Source organism: Acinetobacter sp. PK01, from assembly GCF_022819285.1.
GTDB lineage: Bacteria > Pseudomonadota > Gammaproteobacteria > Pseudomonadales > Moraxellaceae > Acinetobacter > Acinetobacter tandoii.
In genome coordinates this window covers 835,979-858,479 of record NZ_CP094643.1, presented here as the reverse complement: position 1 = coordinate 858,479, position 22,501 = coordinate 835,979, and the positions used below count along the sequence as shown (strand labels likewise).

General features: G+C 39.6%; 15 protein-coding genes. All 15 read right to left on the bottom strand.

What is annotated here, in order from left to right:
* Positions 1-238: 238 nt before the first annotated feature.
* The 15 genes from MP622_RS04115 to MP622_RS04045 all read right to left on the bottom strand — a co-directional run bounded on the left by MP622_RS04115 (position 239) and on the right by MP622_RS04045 (position 22,313).
* The gene (locus tag MP622_RS04115) at positions 239-1,555 is read right to left on the bottom strand and encodes an NAD(P)/FAD-dependent oxidoreductase (protein WP_243792677.1); all 1,317 of its coding nucleotides are present in this window, start codon (positions 1,553-1,555) and stop codon (positions 239-241) included.
* A gap of 648 nt (positions 1,556-2,203) precedes the next feature.
* Positions 2,204-4,423 (bottom strand): OsmC domain/YcaO domain-containing protein, encoded by a 2,220-nt coding sequence (locus tag MP622_RS04110; protein ID WP_016166530.1) that lies wholly within the window; start codon positions 4,421-4,423, stop codon positions 2,204-2,206.
* A gap of 429 nt (positions 4,424-4,852) precedes the next feature.
* Complete coding sequence (locus tag MP622_RS04105) at positions 4,853-5,308, bottom strand: copper resistance protein NlpE N-terminal domain-containing protein (protein ID WP_243792675.1); 456 nt, start codon at positions 5,306-5,308, stop codon at positions 4,853-4,855.
* Positions 5,309-7,489, bottom strand: coding sequence for a TonB-dependent receptor (locus MP622_RS04100; RefSeq protein ID WP_243792673.1), 2,181 nt, complete (start codon positions 7,487-7,489; stop codon positions 5,309-5,311). It lies immediately after the preceding gene.
* 78 nt (positions 7,490-7,567) lie between these two features.
* Positions 7,568-7,990: a DUF2946 family protein gene (locus MP622_RS04095; RefSeq protein WP_243793446.1), complete on the bottom strand. Its 423-nt coding sequence runs from the start codon at positions 7,988-7,990 to the stop codon at positions 7,568-7,570.
* 328 nt (positions 7,991-8,318) lie between these two features.
* Positions 8,319-9,716, bottom strand: coding sequence for a glutamine synthetase family protein (locus tag MP622_RS04090; RefSeq protein ID WP_243792672.1), 1,398 nt, complete (start codon positions 9,714-9,716; stop codon positions 8,319-8,321).
* Positions 9,717-10,049: 333 nt separating this feature from the next.
* A complete protein-coding gene (gene murI / locus MP622_RS04085; RefSeq protein WP_151503948.1) occupies positions 10,050-10,850 on the bottom strand; it encodes a glutamate racemase in 801 nt (266 codons plus the stop codon).
* Positions 10,851-10,873: 23 nt separating this feature from the next.
* Positions 10,874-11,512: an HAD family hydrolase gene (locus MP622_RS04080; protein WP_243792670.1), complete on the bottom strand. Its 639-nt coding sequence runs from the start codon at positions 11,510-11,512 to the stop codon at positions 10,874-10,876.
* A gap of 105 nt (positions 11,513-11,617) precedes the next feature.
* Positions 11,618-12,541, bottom strand: a complete 924-nt coding sequence (gene hutG, locus MP622_RS04075; protein WP_243792668.1) for a formimidoylglutamase — start codon at positions 12,539-12,541, stop codon at positions 11,618-11,620.
* A 10-nt stretch (positions 12,542-12,551) separates the two neighbouring features.
* A complete protein-coding gene (gene hutI / locus MP622_RS04070) occupies positions 12,552-13,757 on the bottom strand; it encodes an imidazolonepropionase (protein ID WP_243792667.1) in 1,206 nt (401 codons plus the stop codon).
* 52 nt (positions 13,758-13,809) lie between these two features.
* Entirely contained in the window at positions 13,810-15,222 is a 1,413-nt protein-coding gene (locus tag MP622_RS04065; RefSeq protein ID WP_243792665.1) for an amino acid permease, read from the bottom strand.
* Between the two features lie 74 nt (positions 15,223-15,296).
* Positions 15,297-16,826 (bottom strand): histidine ammonia-lyase, encoded by a 1,530-nt coding sequence (gene hutH / locus MP622_RS04060; RefSeq protein WP_243792663.1) that lies wholly within the window; start codon positions 16,824-16,826, stop codon positions 15,297-15,299.
* An 87-nt stretch (positions 16,827-16,913) separates the two neighbouring features.
* Positions 16,914-18,590 (bottom strand): urocanate hydratase, encoded by a 1,677-nt coding sequence (gene hutU, locus MP622_RS04055; protein WP_243792661.1) that lies wholly within the window; start codon positions 18,588-18,590, stop codon positions 16,914-16,916.
* Between the two features lie 412 nt (positions 18,591-19,002).
* Entirely contained in the window at positions 19,003-19,752 is a 750-nt protein-coding gene (gene hutC, locus MP622_RS04050; RefSeq protein WP_104442357.1) for a histidine utilization repressor, read from the bottom strand.
* Between the two features lie 338 nt (positions 19,753-20,090).
* A complete protein-coding gene (locus MP622_RS04045; protein ID WP_243792660.1) occupies positions 20,091-22,313 on the bottom strand; it encodes a TonB-dependent siderophore receptor in 2,223 nt (740 codons plus the stop codon).
* Positions 22,314-22,501 lie beyond the last annotated feature (188 nt).

Sequence of the window (22,501 nt, the reverse complement as noted above, 5' to 3'; positions counted from 1 at the left end):
TACAATTCTGTCGAAATCATAACTTGAAACTCTTATGCGTCCCTAGACGGTATAAAACATGAAAATTATTGAATTAAAGCACGCACAATGATCATGAATTTCAAGAAAATTTGCATAAGAACAAAATAAGCTCAAATTCAACCTGATCATTAACCCAATAACAGAGTAGCGATTAGCTCAAATTTGAGCTAATCGCTATACCGTTTTATATCAATAAACTAAATTTATCTGTGAAATATCAATGCATTTTTAATTGTGGTCTAGCCGACTTAGATAAAACATCCTTTAACATCAGAATGCTGGTTTTAAATAATCCATGCAAAGCGATCTGATGAAATCGATATAGTGACATATACATTAAACGAGCAACAAACCCTTCAATATTGATATTGCCCATAACATGTCCAACACTATTACGGTCACTTAAAGACACGAGTGAGCCTTTATCCTTAAAGACAAATTCTGGAAGTGGTTGACCAGTGATATAAGCCGCTAAGGCTTTTTCCAAAAAAATTGCCTGTTGATTGGCGACTTGAGCACGCGGTGCTAAAGGACGCTCCTTGCCTTTTGGTGTATAGCTCGCGCAATCCCCCATTGCAAAAATTGAATCATCTCGTGTCGTTTGCAAAGTCGGCTTAACGATGAGTTGATTAATACGATTGGTTTCTAATTCTGCAATGTTATTGAGAAAATCTGGGGCTTTAATTCCTGCAGACCAGACCTTTAAGTCAGCAGCTAATTGCGTTCCATCATCAAAATAAATATGTGTTTCATCAATTTTTTGTACTCGACTTTTGGTTCTGACCTGAATACCCATGTTGACTAATTCTGCTTCAGCCAAACTTGATATTTTAGAGTTCAGCACTGGCAATACTCGATCAGCCGCCTCAATTAAGGTAATACACACATTATCGGGTTGAATACTGTCTAAACCATATTTACAAAATTGATGTGCCGCGAAATGCAATTCCGCTGCCAATTCAACCCCTGTTGCACCTGCACCAATAATCGCAATATTCAGTAAGCTACGCTGCGTATCTTCAATTAGGGTATTGGCTTGAGCTTGGAGATATAGATTTAAAAACTCTTTCTGTAAATAATCTGCCTGAGCACGCGAATCCAGACACACACAATGTTCTTTTGCGCCTTCGGTATTAAAGTCATTTGAAGTTGATCCTACTGAAACAACTAAAATATCGTAAGCAATAGAACGACATGGTGCAATTTTCTCACCTAGATGAGAGCTTAATTCCGCAAGTTGAATCTTTTTTTCGGTGCGATCAATATTAATCATTTTCCCCAAAAAGAACTCAAAATGATTTTTATTGGCATGTGCAAAGTAATTCAATTCATCATCATGCGAATTCAATGTTCCTGAAGCCACTTCATGTAAAAGCGGTTTCCAAATGTGGGTTAAAGTTGCATCGACCAAGATAATTTCGGCTTTATTTTTTTTACCTAAACGGTTCCCTAAACGCGTCGCGAGTTCGAGCCCACCTGCTCCACCACCGACAATTACGATACGTTTCTTACAATTTTTATTTTCCAGTTGCATTGTTGTTTCTCCAATTGTTTGATGGTTAGGAAACGTTCGATTCATAATCATCAAATAATTGTCTAGCGTTCCATTGCGCTTAGAGTTGTATCAAAATGTATCGCAAAATAATAAAATACAAATAAATGATAGTGAACATTTATTTAATAAATAGTTCTAAGAATTTAACGTAATCAGATGAAATTTTTCACTTCAAATATCAGCAACAAAAAATTTAAATATATTTATTTTTATATATTTTTTAAAAATATATTTTGACTAAATTTTAAAAACTCATATAAATTTTATGAAAACAAAGGAGATAAAGTTCTAATTTTTTAATATACAATTCAACTTTCAAATGTTCTTTTTTTGATCAAAATAAGCAATATTTACAAAACAAAGGAAAAAGTTACCCTGCATTTGGCTTCGCTTATCAGGAGAACTTCTGACATGGATCACTTAGAAAATTATGGTTTTTTAAAACTCAAAATAGCCCAAAATTTTGAATAATTTTTTATATGCTGCGTTTAAAAGTCAGCCATTCATATACAAATCTTGGTGCTTAAATAAGACCATTTTTAATAATGACAGCAAGAAAAAGTCACACCCCTTTTTCAAGAGGTATGACTAAAATTATTAGGTTTATTGCAACTCAAATTAAATCAATTAGGCCAACAATTTGACTTTGGCAAGATTCGAATATTTGGCACGTGCAGCATGTAGTTTTTGATAACTATCAAGTAAACGTTGATGACGATCTAACCCTTCAAGTTTCATACTGGTTGGCGTTAAACCATAGAATCGAACACTACCATCGACTGAACCCACGGCTGCATCCATGTGTTCATCACCAAACATACGGCGGAAATTGACTTCATAATCTTCAAGTTCCATTTCATCATCGAGTTCAACTTCTAACACAACATTTAAACATTGGTAGAATAAACCTCGTTCCACTGTATTGGTGTTGTATTGCAAGAAAGTTTCAACCAAGTCTTTGGCTTCTTCAAATTGCTGTAAAGCCAAATAAATCATCAGCTTGAGTTCAAGTATCGTAAGTTGTCCCCAAACCGTATTGTCATCAAACTCAATCCCAATCAGGGTTTTGATATCGGTGTAGTCATCCAACTCGCTTTCTTCTAAACGTTCAACCAAGGCTTCAAGCTGCTCATCATCTAAACGGTGTAAATTCAGCGTGTCTTCGCGGAACCACAACGCCTTATTGGTATTGTCCCAAATTAAGTCTTCAACCAAATAAACTTCTGAATAGCCAGGCACTAAAATACGGCAGGCTGTAGCACCTAAATGCTCATAAACAGCCATATAAACTTCTTTGCCCATATCTTTGAGGATATCAAACAAGATTTTGGCTTCATCAACATTTTTCGCATGTCCTTCAGCACTAAAATCCCAATCGACAAAATCATAATCCGATTTCGCACTAAAGAAACGCCAAGACACCAAGCCACTTGAATCGATAAAGTGTTCTACAAAGTTGTTCGGTTCTGTGACCGCCTGCGAACTAAAAGTTGGACGTGGTAAATCATTTAGTCCTTCAAAACTACGACCTTGCATTAATTCAGTTAAGCTACGTTCAATCGCCACTTGCATATTTGGATGAGCACCAAACGAAGCAAATACGCCACCAGTCCGTGGATTCATTAAGGTGACACACATCACTGGGTACTTTCCGCCCAATGATGCATCTTTCACCAAAATTGGGAACCCTTGCTCTTCTAAGCCTTTAATCCCTTCAATGATGCTCGGATATTGCGCCAGTACATCCGCAGGTACGTCTGGAAGTGCAATTTCCCCTTCAATGATTTCACGCTTCACTGCACGTTCAAAAATCTCGGATAAACATTGAACTTGCGCTTCTGCAAGCGTGTTACCTGCACTCATCCCATTACTTAAATATAAGTTTTCAATCAAATTGGTTGGGAAGTACACCACTTCACCATCTGACTGACGCACGTAAGGTAATGAACAAATACCACGCTCGATATTGCCTGAGTTGGTATCGTATAAATGCGTGCCTAAAAGTTCATTTTCAGGATCATAAATTGCCTTGCAATATTCATCCAGAATCTCTGGTGGTAATTCACCGTTTGGACCAGGTTGGAACCATTTTTCATCTGGATAATGTACAAATTCGGCATTGGCTATTTCTTCACCCCAGAATTGATCATTGTAGAACAAATTACAGTTCAAACGTTCAATAAACTCGCCCAAGGCTGAAGCTAAAGCACTTTCTTTCGTTGCACCTTTGCCATTAGAGAAACACATTGGAGAATGCGCATCACGAATATGCAACGACCATACATTTGGCACAATATTGCGCCAAGACGCAATTTCAATTTTCATGCCTAAGTTCGCCAATAAGCCTGACATGTTGGCAATGGTTTCCTCTAAAGGTAAGTCCTTGCCTGTGATATGAGTCAAGTGTTCAGACGCCAAATTCGGCATTAAAAGCGCTTGTGCATCTGCATCAATACTTTCAACTTCTTCAATGACAAAATCAGGTCCTGTTTGGATCACTTTCTTTACTGTACAGCGGTCAATCGAACGTAAAATCCCTTGGCGGTCTTTTTCTGAAATATCGGCTGGTAGCTCAACTTGGATTTTAAAAATCTGTTTATATCGGTCTTCAGGATCAACAATATTATTTTGCGATAAGCGAATGTTATCGGTTGGAATGTTACGTGCAAGGCAATAGACCTTAACAAAGTAAGCGGCACACATCGCTGAAGATGCTAAGAAATAGTCGAATGGTCCTGGGGCTGAACCATCGCCTTTGTAGCGAATAGGTTGGTCAGCAATTACAGTAAAGTCATCAAATTTAGCTTCGAGTCGAAGGTTATCGAGATAATTGACTTTAATTTCCATGTTGGCACCTAATGATGCTTATATGCCTACACCAGACAGATAAGCGTCGAAAATATTGAATTAAAAGCAGAATGCAATGAAGAAATTGGTTTGCAAAAAGAATCAGCCAAAGGCTTGGCGCTGATTAAAAAACGGCTTAACGAATGCGCGTAGATTTTACAGATTTCTGGCTCAAAGTGGAAATGCTATCTTGAGATTTATGCAATTTTTCCCATAAGCCCATACATTTTAAATATGCACTATATTCAATTGCTCGGTTTTTCAAAACAAAACTCATCTAAACAATATGTATAGCATTTACAGTGCAGATGAATCCTGTATTGATGAAACACCGTGATATTCCCCTGAATTCTCAGGGAAACATCAAAAATCTGTCCTTGGTCAATTCGACCCGTGCAAGCTTGGCATCACAATTTTGATGACAATATGCTAACTCAATTTCTCTAACTGAAAATCTTCAAATGCATCAAATGGCCGACCCGAATTTGGGTCAATAACTTCTACATAATTTTGCCCCCATACGATGAGGTTACGCTCTTTTACACCATGAAGTTGAATCTGGAGCTTTCCATCATCATTAAACGCAAACTTCCCGTTAAAAGTTTCAGACTTCTTGTTGCCGCTATTGGCTGTCCGTATCAATTCAAAGCTTTGATCCTGATTTAATTTCAAGTCAATTGTGGATCCTTCACAGCCATCACAGAACGTAGGACAAGTCACGCATGGCGTAATGCCTCGGTATTGCCCCACCCACAGTTGCAATTGAGGATCTACAGCTTTTGTGGATTTTTCAGTTTCACTGGTTGAATGTTCAGCTTGTTTTGACTGGCTACAGCCCAAACATAAACTGGCAAAAACGAATGAACACAGTAATGTTTTTTTCATTTAGAAGGTCCAATTCAAGGTAGCGGTTGCCTTAAGTGGTTCACCAGGTTGAACCCAATTATTGGTATAGCTTGCAACGTAATAATCTTGATCAAACAGGTTATCAATATTAAGTTGCACGCGTAAATCAGGACGAAGTTGTGCATACGCCCCCACATTTAAAATCGTAAAATCAGGTAAGCTCGTACCATTATCAATATAATTTGCACTGCGCTTGCCATAATAATTCACATGACCAATCAAACCTGCATCATATCCCGCAAGGTTGAATTGGTAATTTGCACTCAAATTTGCCGTATGCTTCGGGATATTCTTTAATTTTGCCCCTTTTGCCTCAACCTCACTCTCAACGATAGATGCATCCGTAAACGTATAGTTTGCACTTAAACGCAGATGATCGGTCAATTGGTGTTGTAATTCAAATTCAACCCCGTGGCTTTGCACGCGTCCACTATCAACATAACTATCACTGATTCCTTCGGTTAACAGATGTTGTTTATCGAGATCAAAATAAGTGAGTCCCAACCAACTTTTTGCTCGAAATTGATATTTTGCACCGACTTCCCAACTTTCAGTTTTCTCAGGATCATACAAGTCATTGTTTTTATTTAATCCTGTATTCAGTTCAAATGCTTTGCCCCAATTCGTATAGAAAGATAGTTTCTCAGTTGGTTGATAATTGATTCCTGCTCGAGGAGTAAATGGTGTAAACGCTTGTTCAGCAGATTTTCCACTACGGTGGTCATCGATTTGCTGTTCTAAACGATTTAAACGCCCACCAACAAGTACATTCCACTGATCATTCAAGAAGATTTGATCTTGCAGATTAAATCCCAGCATTTGCTGCATTTCTTTGGTATTTTTGGTGGTTCGTGTTAATGGCAAAATATTCTGACCATATACGGGGTGATCAAGATCAATCTGACTCGATGCTCCCGCGGCACTACGGCGTTGTAACTGATCAATCGTATAGTGGCCTGCTTCTATGTTAGTGACCAACTCATGTCGAATTGGTCCTGTATTCAATTTACCCCGCAAAATCGACTGAAAGTTCGTCGTCTCGGTTTCAAATTGACGTGAACGACGGAAACGGTTTGCGGTCTGCCCATCTGAGGTGATGGAAGAAATTTCAGTCGATGTCCCCTCTCGTTCACCATGACTATAAGTAAGGGCTGTCGTGTTGTTCCAATCATCATTAAATGCATGATTCACACGCAGTTGAACCATTTGATCTTGAATTTCAATATCACCGTCGCTAGGTTCGCCCAAAAATGTTTTTTTGTTCAGCTTCAATTGGCCATTAACCATTGGAATACCTCGGTCGAATACCCCTTTCGATTGAGCAAACTCGGTATCCAAATTCAACTGGGTTTGCGCTGAAAGCTTCCAAGCCAGTTGCGGCGCAATATAATAATGTTGGCTATCGACTTGATCTCGAAAGCTCTGATTATTTTCATAAGCCAAACCCAGTCGATAAGCCACATCCTGATTCATTGCACCTGTGGTATCCAATGCAGCACGATATTCTTCAAGGGTGCTACCACTCACACTTAGGCTATTTATAGATTCCCATTCGGGCTGTTTGGTGGTGATATTCATAATCCCGCCAATTGCACCTTGCCCATACATTGCTGCCATAGGGCCTTTTAGGAAATCAATCGCGTGGATATTCACCATGTCTCGTGGTGTATGAATACCACTCACTGAACTTAAACCATTTCGCATATAGATGGTGCCCATATTGGGGTCTGTGCTAAATCCTCGAAAAGAATAATTATCCCAAAAACCACCACCATAACTGTCTTGATAAACCACACCATTGACCAATGACAGAGCATCACTAACTCGCTGAACATGATGATTTTGAATGTCCTCATTGGAAACATGGGACTTTGTAAATGGAACTTCTAATAAGTCATGATTAAATTGGGTAATCGCCTGAGATGAGGTATGCCGCTCATCCTGCTTTTCAGCCGTTAAATTAATGGTCGACAACTGGGTTGTTTCTATTTTTGCTTCAACTTCTGCTGCATGACTGCTTTGAGCATTGAAGCCAGATATCGTACCCAGTATTACACTGCATAAAACTTTAAAAATTCGAGGGCTAATCTGTGTTTGAACATGTGGCGAAACCATAACGCCATTCCCTTTAAGGAACGGATTTAACTTGAATTGAGACATTTCAATTCCTTTAATGCGTAAAATTCCATGAGAACTTTCCATGCTTAGAAAAGTTCTCTGACTAAAATGTTGTGAAATTTAGGCAAATAAAGGTGGGGCTCGCCCTTGAGGAGTAAGAAATAGTCGCTGTAAAACAAAAAAGACATGCTTAAATGCTTTTTGGAATGCAAGCATACGAACTTGCATACGCGTAAAGACTTCTTGGATGCCAAGATTTAAATGAGCAACTAAATGTCCATACACCGTACAAAAAATACAGTGATGATCTAAATGATGTTGATGCTGAGATGGCTGATTCTGCATGATTTGCAAATCATGCATAGATTCAGCATGTGCATGATGGCTAGTCTGTTGAGTTGCTTTCGTCTGGACTGCTAATTCAGCAATAGTGATACAGACCTGAGCAATTTGGAGTTTCTCAGGTAATAAGGGCTGCAAAAAAACTGCAACATGTATCCACATCGCTATTAAAGCGAGCACGAAAGATGCTCTCAACCCTATTCCGTCTAAAATGATCAACGCGGAAAACTAACATAGATGTAACACTTGAATCAATTACCCTGCCTAAAATTCGAAATACTGTTAAAAATCATTTCTTGATCAACCATATCCAATGCTGAATCAAAGTTCTATTCAGTTCATTCTTGAAATACCTTGTTCTTTTATCACCATATCAATCATTTTTTATACTTAGAGGATGCATGATATTTATGCATTCATAATTCCACATCGACATTTTGAAAATTATATTTCAGGGACAGTGAAGAATCATACGAGTCAATTCTCTATCAGACGATTCAACTTTATTCATGTGGCTATAAGGCAGCTTTTAAATATTCCACATTTGTTCTATGGAAGTAATTTGACTATACACATGCTGATGTTCTGCACGTTTAACAGCACACCAAAGTTCCATAAAACGCTTACCCAAATAGCTCTGTAAAATATGGTTTTCTTTAAACAGTGCTAAAGCATCCAACTGATTTGTCGCTAAAAAAATACGTTCAGTAGGATCACTCATTTGGTTCGTTGCTGTAGGAACGACTAAAGGATGGGTCAAGCCATGTAATGTTCCAATCAAAATCACGGCAATGGTCAAATATGGATTACAGTCTGCACCTGCCACTCGATATTCTAATCGACTATTTTCAGCATCCGAACATGGAATCCGAATTGCGACATTGCGGTTATTCAGTCCCCAATTTGCCTCTAAAGGCACATGGTTGCCTTTCTGAAAGCGTCGAAAAGAATTGATATTAGGTGCAAGTATCGCCATGCTTGGAGGTAAAAGTAGAATCAGCCCGCTAATCACTTTTAATAATTCAGCCGATACCGATTCATTTGGCTGCATACGAAACACATTCCGCTTGGCTCGATCTAAAAGACTCATATGAAAGTGCATACCACTCCCTGCTTTATGAAGATCAGGTTTTGCTAAGAAACTGGCCTTTAATCCATTTTTTAAAGCCACTTGTTTGATCGTGCGCTTTAAAAGCATAATTTGGTCGCATAATTTAAGAATATCGTCCATATGCTGAATATTAATTTCATATTGCCCAGCAGATGATTCAGCCACAATGCCCGTAATGTTTATACCTTGCAAAGCAGCAATATATTCAACTTCATCTAGAACCTGTTGATAGCTATTAGGCGCCTGAACATCAAAACACTGGCTAGATACGATAATCCCTACATTTGCATTCTGATCGGATAGGTAAAACTCTAATTCCGCAGCCATACATGGATATAAATGCTGCTTTTCGAGTTGTGCCAATATGTTCTTTAAAATATTTCGTGGTTCATATTCGCAATCAGCGCCCCCTTCTTTCATACTTAATAATAATTGAGCATTCAATTCAGGCTCTAACGGACAAGGCTGCAAACTTCCCAATACTGGTTTGCAAAAATAATCTGGCTCTCCAATTTGTTTTCCCAATCCAGTTTCTTCTATTACCTCCCCATCTAGGCTCATCGCATAAATCGAGAGCGGAAAATAACACCCTTTACTCAGTTTTCTAAGACTGCTTACATCGATACGTTTACCACGCATATGGCCATTAATGTCATGCAGACAAATATCAATATGCTTGGTATTGGGATATCGAGTGAAATAGTTTTCTACTTCTTCTAAAAACAATATTTCGTCTAAATCCAAAGTTGAAGGATCAAGGGGGATGTTTATTCTTGAACTGTGTTGTTTATCTTGTATCGTGAGTAAGCTACTCATCATCTCTAACCCTATTCATCTGAATGGACTCAAGATAAATGAGGCATGCCATGAAGTAACGTAAATGTTGCGTAAATTTTTTAAATAACTATATAAAACAAAATATTAAAATTTATTTAACCTTTATTAAATTTATTTTAAGATACTCATTTCAGGCTTATGACTACATAAAATTAAATAAAAAAGCCCGAAATGATTTCGAGCTTTTTTTAAAATCGAACTAAATTTATTGACTGCTTTAGCCAATTACATCAGTTAAAAATTTACGAAATCAAAAAATCTACATCCCTTATGGGTAGACTCATTTTTATGGGCTTAGACGTTTTCTTAACTTTAAAAATCTGTAGTTTCTACGGGTAAATGCGTACCTAACAAAGAAAAAGTCACGTCCGCAACTTCCAACGGGTCTGAACTGGTCCAGATAATATGATTCCCCTCATGTGTACGTTCAGAACTTAAATGATATTGATTGAGCTGCCGAATTAGTTGTGCTGTTACAGCCTCCGAAGGCTCAATAATTTGAATATCATGACCTACAATTTCCTGAATCGTATCTGAAACAAACGGATAATGTGTGCATCCTAAAATAATCGTATCGACTTTTTGCTCGACCAACGGCGCTAAAATATTTTTTAAATAATCTTTAACTTCCGCGGTATGTGCTTTACCTGTTTCAATTTTTTCGGCTAAGCCAATACACGGCACTAGAGACACTTTAATATCTTGTGCGTAAGTTTTAATTAAACTTTTTAAGTTTTTGCCCTTAACCGTCGTTGCTGTTGCCAAGACAGCAATATGCTTGCTTTGTGTCATTGCTACTGCGGGTTTTACCGCTGGTTCTATCGCAATAAGTGGCACATTAATTTGCGCTCTAATCGTCTCAATCGCTACAGCCGTCATGGTATTACAAGCAACAACGATCGCTTTGCACTTCCCGTCATTTATAAGATTCGAGATTAAGTGAGTGGTTCTTGAAACAATCCAGTCACTTTCTTTGTCCCCATAAGGAACATATTTCGAGTCCGCGAAATAGATAATATCTTCATTCGGAAGGGCCTGCCGAATATGCTTAAATAGTGACAGCCCGCCTAAACCAGAATCAATCATTCCAATCGGGTTGTTATTGTTACTCATGATTTATCCTGCACTTAATATATTTAGAAAAATTCTTTCATGGTTGCCAAATCTTTGAGCAAAACTTTGGGTTGAATGGCTTTTAATTTTTCAGCCGACGTATAACCCCAACCGACGGCAGCAAAATCAATGCCTGCTTTATGAGCCGCTTCGCCATCAGTCATTTGGTCGCCGACATAAATGACCTGCTCTTTACTTAAATTTAAAATGTTGAGAACACGCCTAATTCTTTTTGCCTTACCAAATACAGAAGAGCCACCATCAATATGAGCAAAAAGCTCACATAGCTCTGCACCCAGAAGATTTTGACAGTTTTCTTTAGAGTTTGAAGTAATAATTGCGAGCGTATACCCTCGATTATGCAGTTCTATTAGCTGATCCTGCATACCTTCAAACATATAAATTTCTTGATCTCTTTCTTTCATTAAGCGAATGAAATCCTTAGCAATCCAAGGCAGTTTCCATCTGGAGACTTTCATCTCTTTCATAATTTCTCTAGGCGTGAGTTGTTTGTAATACTCAACCTCATGAAGGCCTACTGATTTAAAGTTATACTTTGTAGAAAGTTGATTTAAAGCACCTAAAAAGAAGCTAAAGGAGTCGACTAGAGTACCATCCATATCAAAAATAATAGCTTGATATTTTTTTAAGGCTTTTTCCATTTTAAATTCTAAAACAAACTATATTTTTCATTATTATATTATATTTTTTATAGCCTTTTAAATCAGGCCTTAACTGAAGACCTGATTTAAAAATATATCTTTAACTTATTGATTAAACAAATATTGATAAACAATATACGCAGCCAGTTTTGCTGTTCTATTGTCTAAATCAAATTTTGGATTGCACTCAGCAATATCTAAAAGTTTGATTTTCCCAGTCTCTTGAATATGCTTAAAAATTGCTTCAAAAGTGGCTAAATCAATTCCTTTTACAGCTGGTGCACTGACTCCCGGTGCAACCGCGGCTGCGAAGACATCTAAATCAATCGTAACGTACAAACTGTCTACTTTTTCAATAAAAGCATCAACTGCCGCGAGCACGTTGTTTAAGTTAAAAATATTAACCTCATGGTCACGTAAATATGAACAATTCAACGCATCGGCTGTATCAAACAAAACTTTAGTATTGGCATGGTTGGCGACCCCAATACATAAATAATTAAATTGTTTTTGATACTGTTCTGAAAGTCGCGCTGCTTGTAAAAAAGGTGTTCCAGAAGTTGCATGCTCTGCTTCACGCAAATCAAAATGGGCATCGAAATTAATAATGCCTATTTTTTTATCTGGTGCGTGGGCTTGTACATATTGGAACAGACCACTAAAGCTACCAAATGCAACTTCATGTCCACCACCCAATACAATCGGCTTTAAACCATTTTGCAAGCTGTTTGCGACTTGTTCAGCTAACTCAGCTTGTGCTTGCTCTAAATTCTCAGATTCGCAGGTCACTGTACCTAAATCGACAATACTGACTGGATGATGAATCGGTAAGTTAGCAAGCTGATTACGGATTGCATCTGGCGCATCGGCAGCACCGACTCGACCCTTGTTACGCTTCACGCCTTCATCAGAGCTAAAACCAATCAACGCAAATTCGGCATGTTGGGTTTTATTCATAATATGGTGAATACGTTGGTGTGCTTCACCCTCGCCATCATGGCGACCTTGCCATTTAAATGTGTGATTCATGTGACACCGTTTAAAAAATAACTTCTTGTCCATGCTGAACGACTCGCTTAGGCAAATCTCCGCCCAGCCAGTAAACAATTTCAGATGGATGCTCAATATCCCAAGCCACAAAGTCAGCGACTTTACCCTGCTCTAAACTACCGTGCGTTTGCTCTAAACCGAGCGCTTGTGCAGCATGAATGGTGACACCAGCTAATGCTTGCTCAGGCGTTAAACGGAAGAGCGTACTGCCCATGTTCAGCATTAAACGTACAGAAAGTGCTGGAGATGTACCCGGGTTTAAATCACTCGACAGCGCAATACGTACGCCATGTTTAATGAGGCTTTCAATTGGTGGATATTGTGTTTCACGCAATAAATAAAAGGCGCCCGGTAGTAACACAGCAACCGTACCCGACTCTGCCATAGCTTTGACATCGTCTTCGGTCATGTACTCTAAATGGTCAGCCGACAAAGCATGATAACGTGCTGCCAAACTTGAACCGCCTAGCGATGAAAGCTGCTCCGCATGAAGCTTAACGGGTAGACCCAATGATTGTGCCGTTTTAAAAACACGTTCAACCTGAGCTGGTGAAAATGCCAAATGCTCGCAGAACGCATCTACAGCATCGACCAAACCTTCTGCATGTAGTTTAGGCAGCATTTCTGTACAGATATGCTCGATATAAGCATCGCTTTGGTCTTTGTATTCTGGCGGTAAAGCATGAGCAGCCAAGCAAGTGCTTTTTACCGTCATTGGTAAAGCTTCACCAATTTGACGGATCACACGCAGCATCTTGCGTTCATTTTCGTAATTGAGTCCGTAACCAGATTTGATCTCGATAGTGGTAACGCCGTCTTTTTGCATACAGCGAATACGTTTAAGTGCTGAATTTAATAGTTGTTCTTCGCTTGCTTCACGCGTTGCACGCACTGTACTGGCAATGCCGCCACCGCTTGCTGCAATTTCAGCATAGCTCACACCTTGCAAGCGTTTTTCAAACTCAACACTACGGTTGCCACCAAATACGCTATGCGTATGACAGTCGATGAACCCTGGGGTTACCCAAGCGCCATTTAAGTCAACTGTTTCGGAATACGTGTCGGCAGGAAGTTGTTGTTGTTTTCCAATCCAATGAATAAGATGCCCTTCTGTGACAATTGCAGCATCTTCAATGTAGGAATATTGCCCATTTTGCATGGTCGCAATGTGGCAATTTTGCCAAAGTTTTTTCATGACTCATTCCTAAAATTGCTCAAATACCCATTTATATTTGAGCAATTAATATTTAACGCTCTAATTTAAGATTATCGGGAAGCTCTGATTCAACTTTTACTGTAGTTTGCTTCGGCTTTACCCAAATATTAAAAGCAATCCAAAGCAATGCTAACCAACCTGCACCAACATATATGGCAGGGCGCGAGTCTGGGAAATAACCAATCATTGCCAAAATAAAGAGTAAGAAAATAATTGCGAATGCGGGTGCGTACGGCCATCCAATGACAGGAAAATCAAGGGCTTTAATTTCAGCAGTAGATAACTTACGGCGCATAGCAACCTGAGAAAGTAAAATCATGAGCCACACCCAAACTGTAGCAAAAGTCGCAATTGAGGCAATGATCATGAAGATATTTTCAGGAATGAGATAGTTCAGAATAACACCGACCAACAGTACGCCTGCCATAACAACAACCGTCATCCATGGCACACCATTACGTGATAGTTTTTGGAATACTTTCGGTGCTTGACCATGATTAGCCATACCAAATAGCATACGTCCTGCACCAAATACATCACTGTTAATTGCTGAGACTGCCGCGGTAATGACTACGATATTCAAGATGGTTGCTGCTGAACCGATGCCTAGATTTTCAAAAATTTGTACAAATGGACTGCCCTGACTACCAATTTGGTTCCATGGGAAAATCGACATTAATACAAAGATGGTCAACACATAGAATAATAAAATACGAACAGGTACTGCATTAATTGCACGGGGAATGGTCTTTTTAGGATCTTGTGATTCCCCAGCAGTTAACCCAATAATTTCAATACCACCAAAAGCAAAAACCACTACAGACAAACAAGCCACTAAACCCGTGATTCCATTCGGCATGAAACCTTCATGAATCCATAAGTTCTGAATACCCGGTACAAAGCTACTATGGTCTGCATGAAAGCCATAAAACATTAATCCGAAGCCACCTAAAATCATGGCAACAATGGCACTGACTTTGACAATGGACAGCCAGAACTCTAACTCTCCAAATACTTTGACATGGATCAGGTTTATACCGCCTAAGAACATAATCAGTGAAAGAATCCAGATCCAACGCGGTACATCGGGATACCAAAAGCCCATATAAATACCGAAAGCAGTAATATCGGCCAAAGCAACAATGATCATTTCAAAGACATAGGTCCATCCCGTAGTAAAACCCGCCAATGGACCAATATATTGTGTAGCATATTCACTAAATGAGCCTGAAACTGGATTTTTAACCGCCATCTCACCCAATGCACGCATGACAATATAAATAGCAATGCCGCATACAATATATGCCAATAAAACAGATGGCCCCGCCAATTTTATGGCAGTTGCCGAACCATAAAACAGTCCTGTTCCAATGGCTGAACCTAAAGCTAAAAATCGAATATGACGGGTATTTAGCCCCCGTTGAAGTGAAGCCTGTTGTGACATATTAATCTCCAATCCTTGAGGAAATTGAGTTAGGTACGACCACTCCATGTGGCCGTTTTTTATCCATCACATATTTATAAACTTGGCAATAAACGAGAAAGCAGCAATTCATTTAAACAACCGCTTGCCAGCAATTCACTTGCCTGCTCAATATCAGGGGCAAAGAAACGGTCTTCACTGTAGTAAGGAACTTGGTCGCGCAGGATTTTACGGGCTTGTTCAAGTTTAGGCGAGCTTTTTAAGCCTTCACGGAAGTCTAAACCCTGACAAGCGCCTAACCATTCGACAGCTAGAATGCCACGGACGTTGTCAGCCATATACCAAAGACGTTTACCCGCATTCGGAGCCATTGATACGTGGTCTTCTTGGTTGGCAGAAGTTGGCAAGCTATCCACACTTGCTGGATGTGCAAGCGCTTTGTTGTCACTCGCAAGAGCAGCAGCAGTTACTTGGGCAATCATAAAGCCTGAGTTCACACCACCATTTGCCACCAAGAACGGTGGAAGTTGTGACATGTGACGGTCCATCATCATCGAAATACGACGTTCAGACAGTGAACCAATTTCTGCAATTGCCAATGCTAAATTATCAGCCGCCATTGCAACAGGTTCTGCATGGAAGTTACCACCAGAAATCACATCACCTTGTTCAGCAAAAACAAGCGGGTTATCAGATACAGCATTTGCTTCAATTTCTAAAACTTCAGCAGCCTGACGGATTTGAGTTAGACATGCACCCATCACCTGTGGTTGGCAACGTAAAGAATACGGATCTTGAACTTTGCTACAGTCTTCGTGTGAATGTGCAATTTCACTCGAATCCGTCAATAAGTCACGATAAGCCGCCGCAACATCAATTTGACCACGTTGACCACGTACTTCATGAATACGTGCATCGAACGGTGAGCGTGAACCCAGCATTGCTTCAACACTTAAGCCACCACAAACTGTCGCAGCAGCAAATAAATCTTCAGCTTCAAACAAGCCACGTAAAGCATAAGCAGTCGAAACTTGTGTACCATTTAAAAGTGCCAAGCCTTCTTTCGCTGCTAAAGAAATTGGTTCTAAACCTGCAATTTTTAAAGCTTCAACTGCTGGTAACCATTCACCTTTATAACGTGCTTTACTTTCACCAAGTAAAATCAATGACATATGTGCAAGTGGTGCCAAGTCACCTGAAGCGCCGACTGAACCTTTAAGAGGAATGTGCGGATAAACTTCAGCATTAATTAAAGCCAACAAAGCATCAATGACTTTACGGCGAATACCTGAGAAGCCACGTGCCAAGCTATTTGCTTTCAATAGAATAATTAAACGAACCATTGCATCATCAAGTGCTTCACCTACACCCGCTGCATGTGAAAGAACTAACGAACGCTGTAATTTTTCTAAATCTTCAGGGGCAATCTTGGTTGAAGCAAGTAAACCAAAACCTGTGTTAATGCCGTAAGCTGTACGTCCTTCATTTACAATCTGTTCTACACAAGCCACGCTTGCGTTGATTGCAGCTGACGCACTTTCATCTAACTTAACTTTAATCGGGTTGAGGTAAGCTTGACGTAAATCAGCTAAGGTTAATTTTCCCGGTTGGATCAGTAATTCCATGTTGGCTTCCTAATTTTTTGCACTATATTCTGCTGAGACAGTGCTTTTCACAATTGCAAAAAGCACCGCCAGTTCTTCCATGTATTTTTATTGCGTGATCATTGGCAAGTTTAAGCCTTGCTCTTTCGCACAGTTAATCGCAATTTCATAACCGGCATCGGCATGACGCATAACACCTGTTGCAGGGTCATTGGTCAGTACACGAGCAATACGTGCAGCAGCTTCATCTGTACCGTCACACACAATCACAACGCCTGAGTGTTGAGAGAAGCCCATACCTACACCACCACCATGGTGTAAAGAAACCCAAGTTGCGCCGCCTGCTGTATTAAGCAAAGCGTTTAATAAAGGCCAGTCTGATACTGCATCTGATCCATCTTGCATTGCTTCAGTTTCACGGTTTGGACTCGCAACTGAACCTGAGTCTAAGTGGTCACGACCAATCACAACTGGAGCTGATAATTCACCGCTACGAACCATTTCGTTAAATGCCAAACCAAGTTTTGCACGTAAGCCTAGACCAACCCAACAAATACGTGCTGGTAAGCCTTGGAAGCTAATACGTTCACGAGCCATGTCTAACCAGTGATGTAAATGTTCATCATCAGGAATTAACTCTTTAACTTTGGCATCTGTTTTATAAATGTCTTCTGGGTCACCAGAAAGCGCTGCCCAACGGAATGGACCAATGCCACGGCAGAACAATGGACGGATATATGCAGGTACGAAGCCAGGGAAATCAAAAGCGTTTTCTACGCCTTCTTCTTTCGCCATTTGACGGATGTTATTACCGTAGTCAAATGTTGGAACACCCATTTTCTGGAAATCGAGCATCGCTTGTACGTGTTTCGCCATCGACTGTTTTGCAGCTTTTACAACAGCTTCTGGTTCAGTTTTGGCACGTTCACGGTATTCATCCCAAGTCCAGCCTACTGGTAAGTAGCCATTGAGTGGATCGTGTGCACTTGTTTGGTCGGTTACCATGTCAGGACGTACACCACGGCGTACAAGCTCAGGTAAAATTTCAGCAGCGTTACCATGAAGCGCAATTGAAATTGCTTTACCTTCTTTTGTATAGCGGTCAATACGCGCTAAAGCATCGTCTAAATCAGTTGCTTGTTCATCTACATAACGAGTACGTAAACGGAAATCGATACTTGCTTGTTGGCATTCAATGTTTAAAGAACACGCACCTGCAAGTGTTGCAGCTAAAGGCTGAGCGCCCCCCATACCGCCTAAACCAGCAGTAAGAACCCAACGGCCTTTTAGATCACCGTTGTAGTGTTGGCGGCCTGCTTCAACGAAAGTTTCGTAAGTCCCTTGTACAATGCCTTGGCTACCAATGTAGATCCATGAACCTGCTGTCATTTGACCATACATGGCCAAACCTTTGGCATCGAGTTCATTAAAGTGTTCCCAATTGGCCCAGTGTGGCACCAAGTTTGAATTGGCAATTAACACACGCGGTGCATCTTTATGGGTTTTAAATACACCGACCGGTTTACCTGATTGCACCAAAAGGGTTTCGTCTTCTTCAAGTTTTTTGAGTGTTTCTACAATTTTATCGAAGCATTCCCAGTCACGTGCTGCACGGCCAATACCACCATATACAACAAGTTCTTTGGGATTTTCAGCCACATCAGGGTCAAGGTTATTCATTAACATGCGCAACGGCGCTTCTGTTAACCAGCTTTTTGTATTTAAAGTTGTCCCTCTAGGTGCACGAATTTCAATGTCACGATAACGTGGATTATTTGCTTTCACAAACAGACTCCTTTCCTTTTAAAAATAATGTCCACAAGAATCATCTTATGGGAAACCACATGTTCATACTTGTATATACATATATATACTATATATTTTTTCATTAATACAATAATTTTTTTAATTTTCCATCAACCCATTAATTTAAATACAAAAAAAATGCATAAGAAGACTTATGCATTTCCGAAAGAAATTTGAATTTCCAAATTTTAAGCTTAAAACTTGTATGACTTCACGCTATTCAACCAACTTTTTTATTGAACACACCAGAGTAACAACGTTGTGGATGATGGTAGATAAATCTTCAAATTGAAGGATTCATTTTTTAAATTTGAACTTTTATCGGGTCTCAACAAAGCTTCGCACTGAGATATAAGCTACTTTAAATGCCTATTTACATCCATCTGTTGTCTTAGGGATTAAACTTACCTTCCAAATGATATCGATTGCCTGGATAAATCAAACGCGCACTAGAAATGAGGTTTTTATTTGACCATGTTCTACGTTGAATAAATAAACAAGGTTCTGCCTTATTGATTTTGAGCCATTTACACTCTTGGGCAGATGCCAAAACTGCTTTTACAATATGCTCTCCCTCAGTCACTGGTGAATTTTGCATTAAGTAAGCATTCGGCGTTATTTGCGAAAAATCTTGTTTTAAATAATTCGGCACCAAATATGAATTGACCAATCTATCTTCAATTTGCACAGGAATATCATTTTCATAATGAATAATAATCGAATGATAAAGTAGCTGACCTTCTTGTACCTCCATTTGCAGGCTTTGTAATGCATTTGCCCGAAGACTTTCTAGAACAATGACCTCGGCACGATGCTCATGCTTTCGGGCTTGAATTTCATCCGCAATATTATTAATTTGAAACAACGAAGTTTGTCCTTGTTGCTCTGCGACAAAAGAACCCACCCCTTGAACTCGAACCAATACACCTTCTGCTGTGAGCTCCCGTAGCGCACGATTAATGGTCATACGACTACAACCCAACTGGTTAACCAATTCACTTTCAGAAGGAATTTTTTGATTGGTCGACCATAACCCTTGATTAATTTTGGTGGTAATTAATTGCTTCACTCGCATGTAAATAGGGATTGGGCTATCTGCATCAATGGTTAGCTCTAGGTCTTGTTTAGGCTCTTTTTTTATTGCCATGTAATTACTCGATACAGATTAACTTAATTCTTCGCAGTTTACCCTGTACCCCTCAAAAGGTATATACAGATATAGTCAAGTTATCAATATGTTCCACACCCGTAATTCTAGGTCAGCAGAATTTGATAGGTAAAACTTAAAAACCTTCTTTTACAGCTCCCATCCATCCCCGTAAACCAGATTCGCTTTAAAGTTTCGCTATGGCTGTTCAAAATTTATAAAACTGAAACAAAGAAAATCAGCTTATAAAAAGGTGCTTCAACCTTAAAATAAATAAGGGACATTCGCCATCTGACAAATGTCCCTCAATTAAGCGGCTAGAAAATATTAAACTAGAAATTCACTGTCCATGAGAATTGTGCTGAACGCGGTGCACTTAAGAATAAGTAATCATCTCCAGCAAAGCTGCCCGCATCACGCCAATATTTTTTGTTAAACACGTTATCAATGTTTAAACGAAGCGTATTGTCATACCCATAAGCGCGGAAATTATAAGCTGAACCAATATCAAACACTGTAAAACTTGGAACTTTAACCGTGCCTGCTTTATTCGCATATTTATCGCTGCTGTATTGCATACCTGCCAACAATCTCAATCCCTCCACTTGTGGCACAGTATATGAAACATGACTGGCAAAGCGTAGTTTCGGCACATTTTGCATTTGATGTCCACTATATTCAGCAACATCAATGCCTTTAAGTTGTGAATGAGTCAACGCCAGTGTTGATGAAATATCAAGGTTTTGGCTTAGGCGCCCTTGTACACCCAGTTCAAGACCCAGATTATGCTGTTCACCATCTGTGACATACACATTGTCTAAGTTCGTATATTGATTATCCTGTTTGAGATCGAACAAGGCTGCGGTGAATAAAAATGCCTGCCACTGCTGCTTGATTCCCAGTTCATATTGAGTTGAATGGACAGGCGCTAGAGTCTCATAAGCATTGCCTGCGATACCTTTATCAGGATTACCGAAGGCATACCATGGCGCTTGTCCACCGTCACTTAAACCTTTGGCATAAGACGCATAAACATGAGTATGCTCCCACGGTTGATACATCACGGCGAATTGCGGCAAGAAACGATCTAAATTGGTTTCTCGAATATTACTTCCATCTGCGGCATAAGCATTTTCATTTAAATGCAACAGCTTACCGCCCAATAAAACCGACCATTGAGCATTAAAAGCAATCTGATCCAATACGTTTAAGGCTGTCTGCTGACTATCAAGAGATTTATAGTGATTACCTAAGAATTTTTCACTTGGGATATATTCAATAGGGTCACTATTAATGTTCCCTATAGCGTCAAAATCATTGCTTACTGGTTCAAAAATCGCATCGTACTGCCCGTGGCGTTTATAGGTCTGCGATAATTCTAAATTCAGGCTATGTTGCCACGTTCCTGTATTGAACTTCCCGTTTAGACCCGTTTTAAACTGATTGGTCAGGTAACTGTCATTTGGACTGCGAAACTCATAAATATCGTAATTACCATTTTGGTCAAAGGTATTACCTAAACCTGTATACTGACACACACTGCTATAAGCGCAGCCATATGGAAATGCTGAATAATCATCGACCACTACACGACTTTGTGAAGCTACCAAATTCCCTGTCCAATTGTCATTAAACTGGTAGGTATATTTTAAGCCAGCATTTAAACTTTCAGTGGTAACAGGTTTGCCCCAGCTTTGATAACCTAATAACCGATCCCATTCCACCCCAGTCGGTACGGTTGTGCCATCAAGTAACTGATAGCCTGGTACTGAACGTTGGCGCTGGCGTTGTGACTCAATATCAAACTCCAATTTTGAACGATCTGATACTTTCCAGTCCAAAGCCAAAGAACCAAATACACGCTGACCATCGGCATGATCCACATAAGGGTGGATTTCTTCTTTTGCAAGATTTATACGATAACCAAACTGCTGATGTTCCCCGAATAACCCACCAAGATCAGTCGCTACACGATTGCCTCCATGACTATCCCCTTCAACCGTTAAAGAACGGATATTTTCAGGGCGTTTAGTCACATAGTTGACTACACCGCCAGGCGTAGACATGCCACTTTGAATGGCGCTAATTCCCTTTAAAATTTCAACTTGTGCTTTATTTTCAAGGGCTACATTTTGTTGGCCACGGAGTAGATTACCATTCAGTAAATAGCTTGACCCTGCATTGAGCATGAAACCGCGCATCATAAAATTTGGGTAGTAACCAATTGGTGCATAACCATCACCGACGGCTGCATCATTTTTAACGACATCAGTCAGTGTTTTGGCATGTTGGTCTGCAATAAGTTGTGCTGTAACTGTCGTCAGTGAAGCAGGTATTTCAGCCTGAGTTTGCTGTGTAAACCCCATCAAATTCACTTGAGGCTGGTAATACGCAGCCTGCGCTTGCTCAGCAGTTACTGTAATTGTCGCAAGTTGTGCAGTTTCATTTTCATCTGCTGCATAAGCCATTCCTGAGCTTAGTCCTAGACATGAAAATGAACCAACTGCCAGTAGTGCTTTTTGTAAATGAGAAAATGAAAATGGATACGTATTCACAGTTATTGCCTAACCCCAAAAGATAATCTTACAACATGAATTTTCGGGCATGAGTATTCACAATTTTTACGTATAGAACAATGCTTTTCTCAGACTTATTTTTCTTTTTATACGAAATAATTTTATTAAAAAGTTCAACCGAATAAAAACCTAAAATATTCATCTGAATGACCTTGTTTTAAAGAATT

What these genes read in the sequence shown, in the direction of transcription:
- MP622_RS04115 (WP_243792677.1), bottom strand. Translation starts at nt 1,555, where the DNA reads ATGCAACTGGAAAATAAAAATTGTAAGAAACGTATCGTAATTGTCGGT.
- MP622_RS04110 (WP_016166530.1), bottom strand. Translation starts at nt 4,423, where the DNA reads ATGGAAATTAAAGTCAATTATCTCGATAACCTTCGACTCGAAGCTAAA.
- MP622_RS04105 (WP_243792675.1), bottom strand. Translation starts at nt 5,308, where the DNA reads ATGAAAAAAACATTACTGTGTTCATTCGTTTTTGCCAGTTTATGTTTG.
- MP622_RS04100 (WP_243792673.1), bottom strand. Translation starts at nt 7,489, where the DNA reads ATGTCTCAATTCAAGTTAAATCCGTTCCTTAAAGGGAATGGCGTTATG.
- MP622_RS04090 (WP_243792672.1), bottom strand. Translation starts at nt 9,716, where the DNA reads ATGAGTAGCTTACTCACGATACAAGATAAACAACACAGTTCAAGAATA.
- murI (WP_151503948.1), bottom strand. Translation starts at nt 10,850, where the DNA reads ATGAGTAACAATAACAACCCGATTGGAATGATTGATTCTGGTTTAGGC.
- MP622_RS04080 (WP_243792670.1), bottom strand. Translation starts at nt 11,512, where the DNA reads ATGGAAAAAGCCTTAAAAAAATATCAAGCTATTATTTTTGATATGGAT.
- hutG (WP_243792668.1), bottom strand. Translation starts at nt 12,541, where the DNA reads ATGAATCACACATTTAAATGGCAAGGTCGCCATGATGGCGAGGGTGAA.
- hutI (WP_243792667.1), bottom strand. Translation starts at nt 13,757, where the DNA reads ATGAAAAAACTTTGGCAAAATTGCCACATTGCGACCATGCAAAATGGG.
- MP622_RS04065 (WP_243792665.1), bottom strand. Translation starts at nt 15,222, where the DNA reads ATGTCACAACAGGCTTCACTTCAACGGGGGCTAAATACCCGTCATATT.
- hutH (WP_243792663.1), bottom strand. Translation starts at nt 16,826, where the DNA reads ATGGAATTACTGATCCAACCGGGAAAATTAACCTTAGCTGATTTACGT.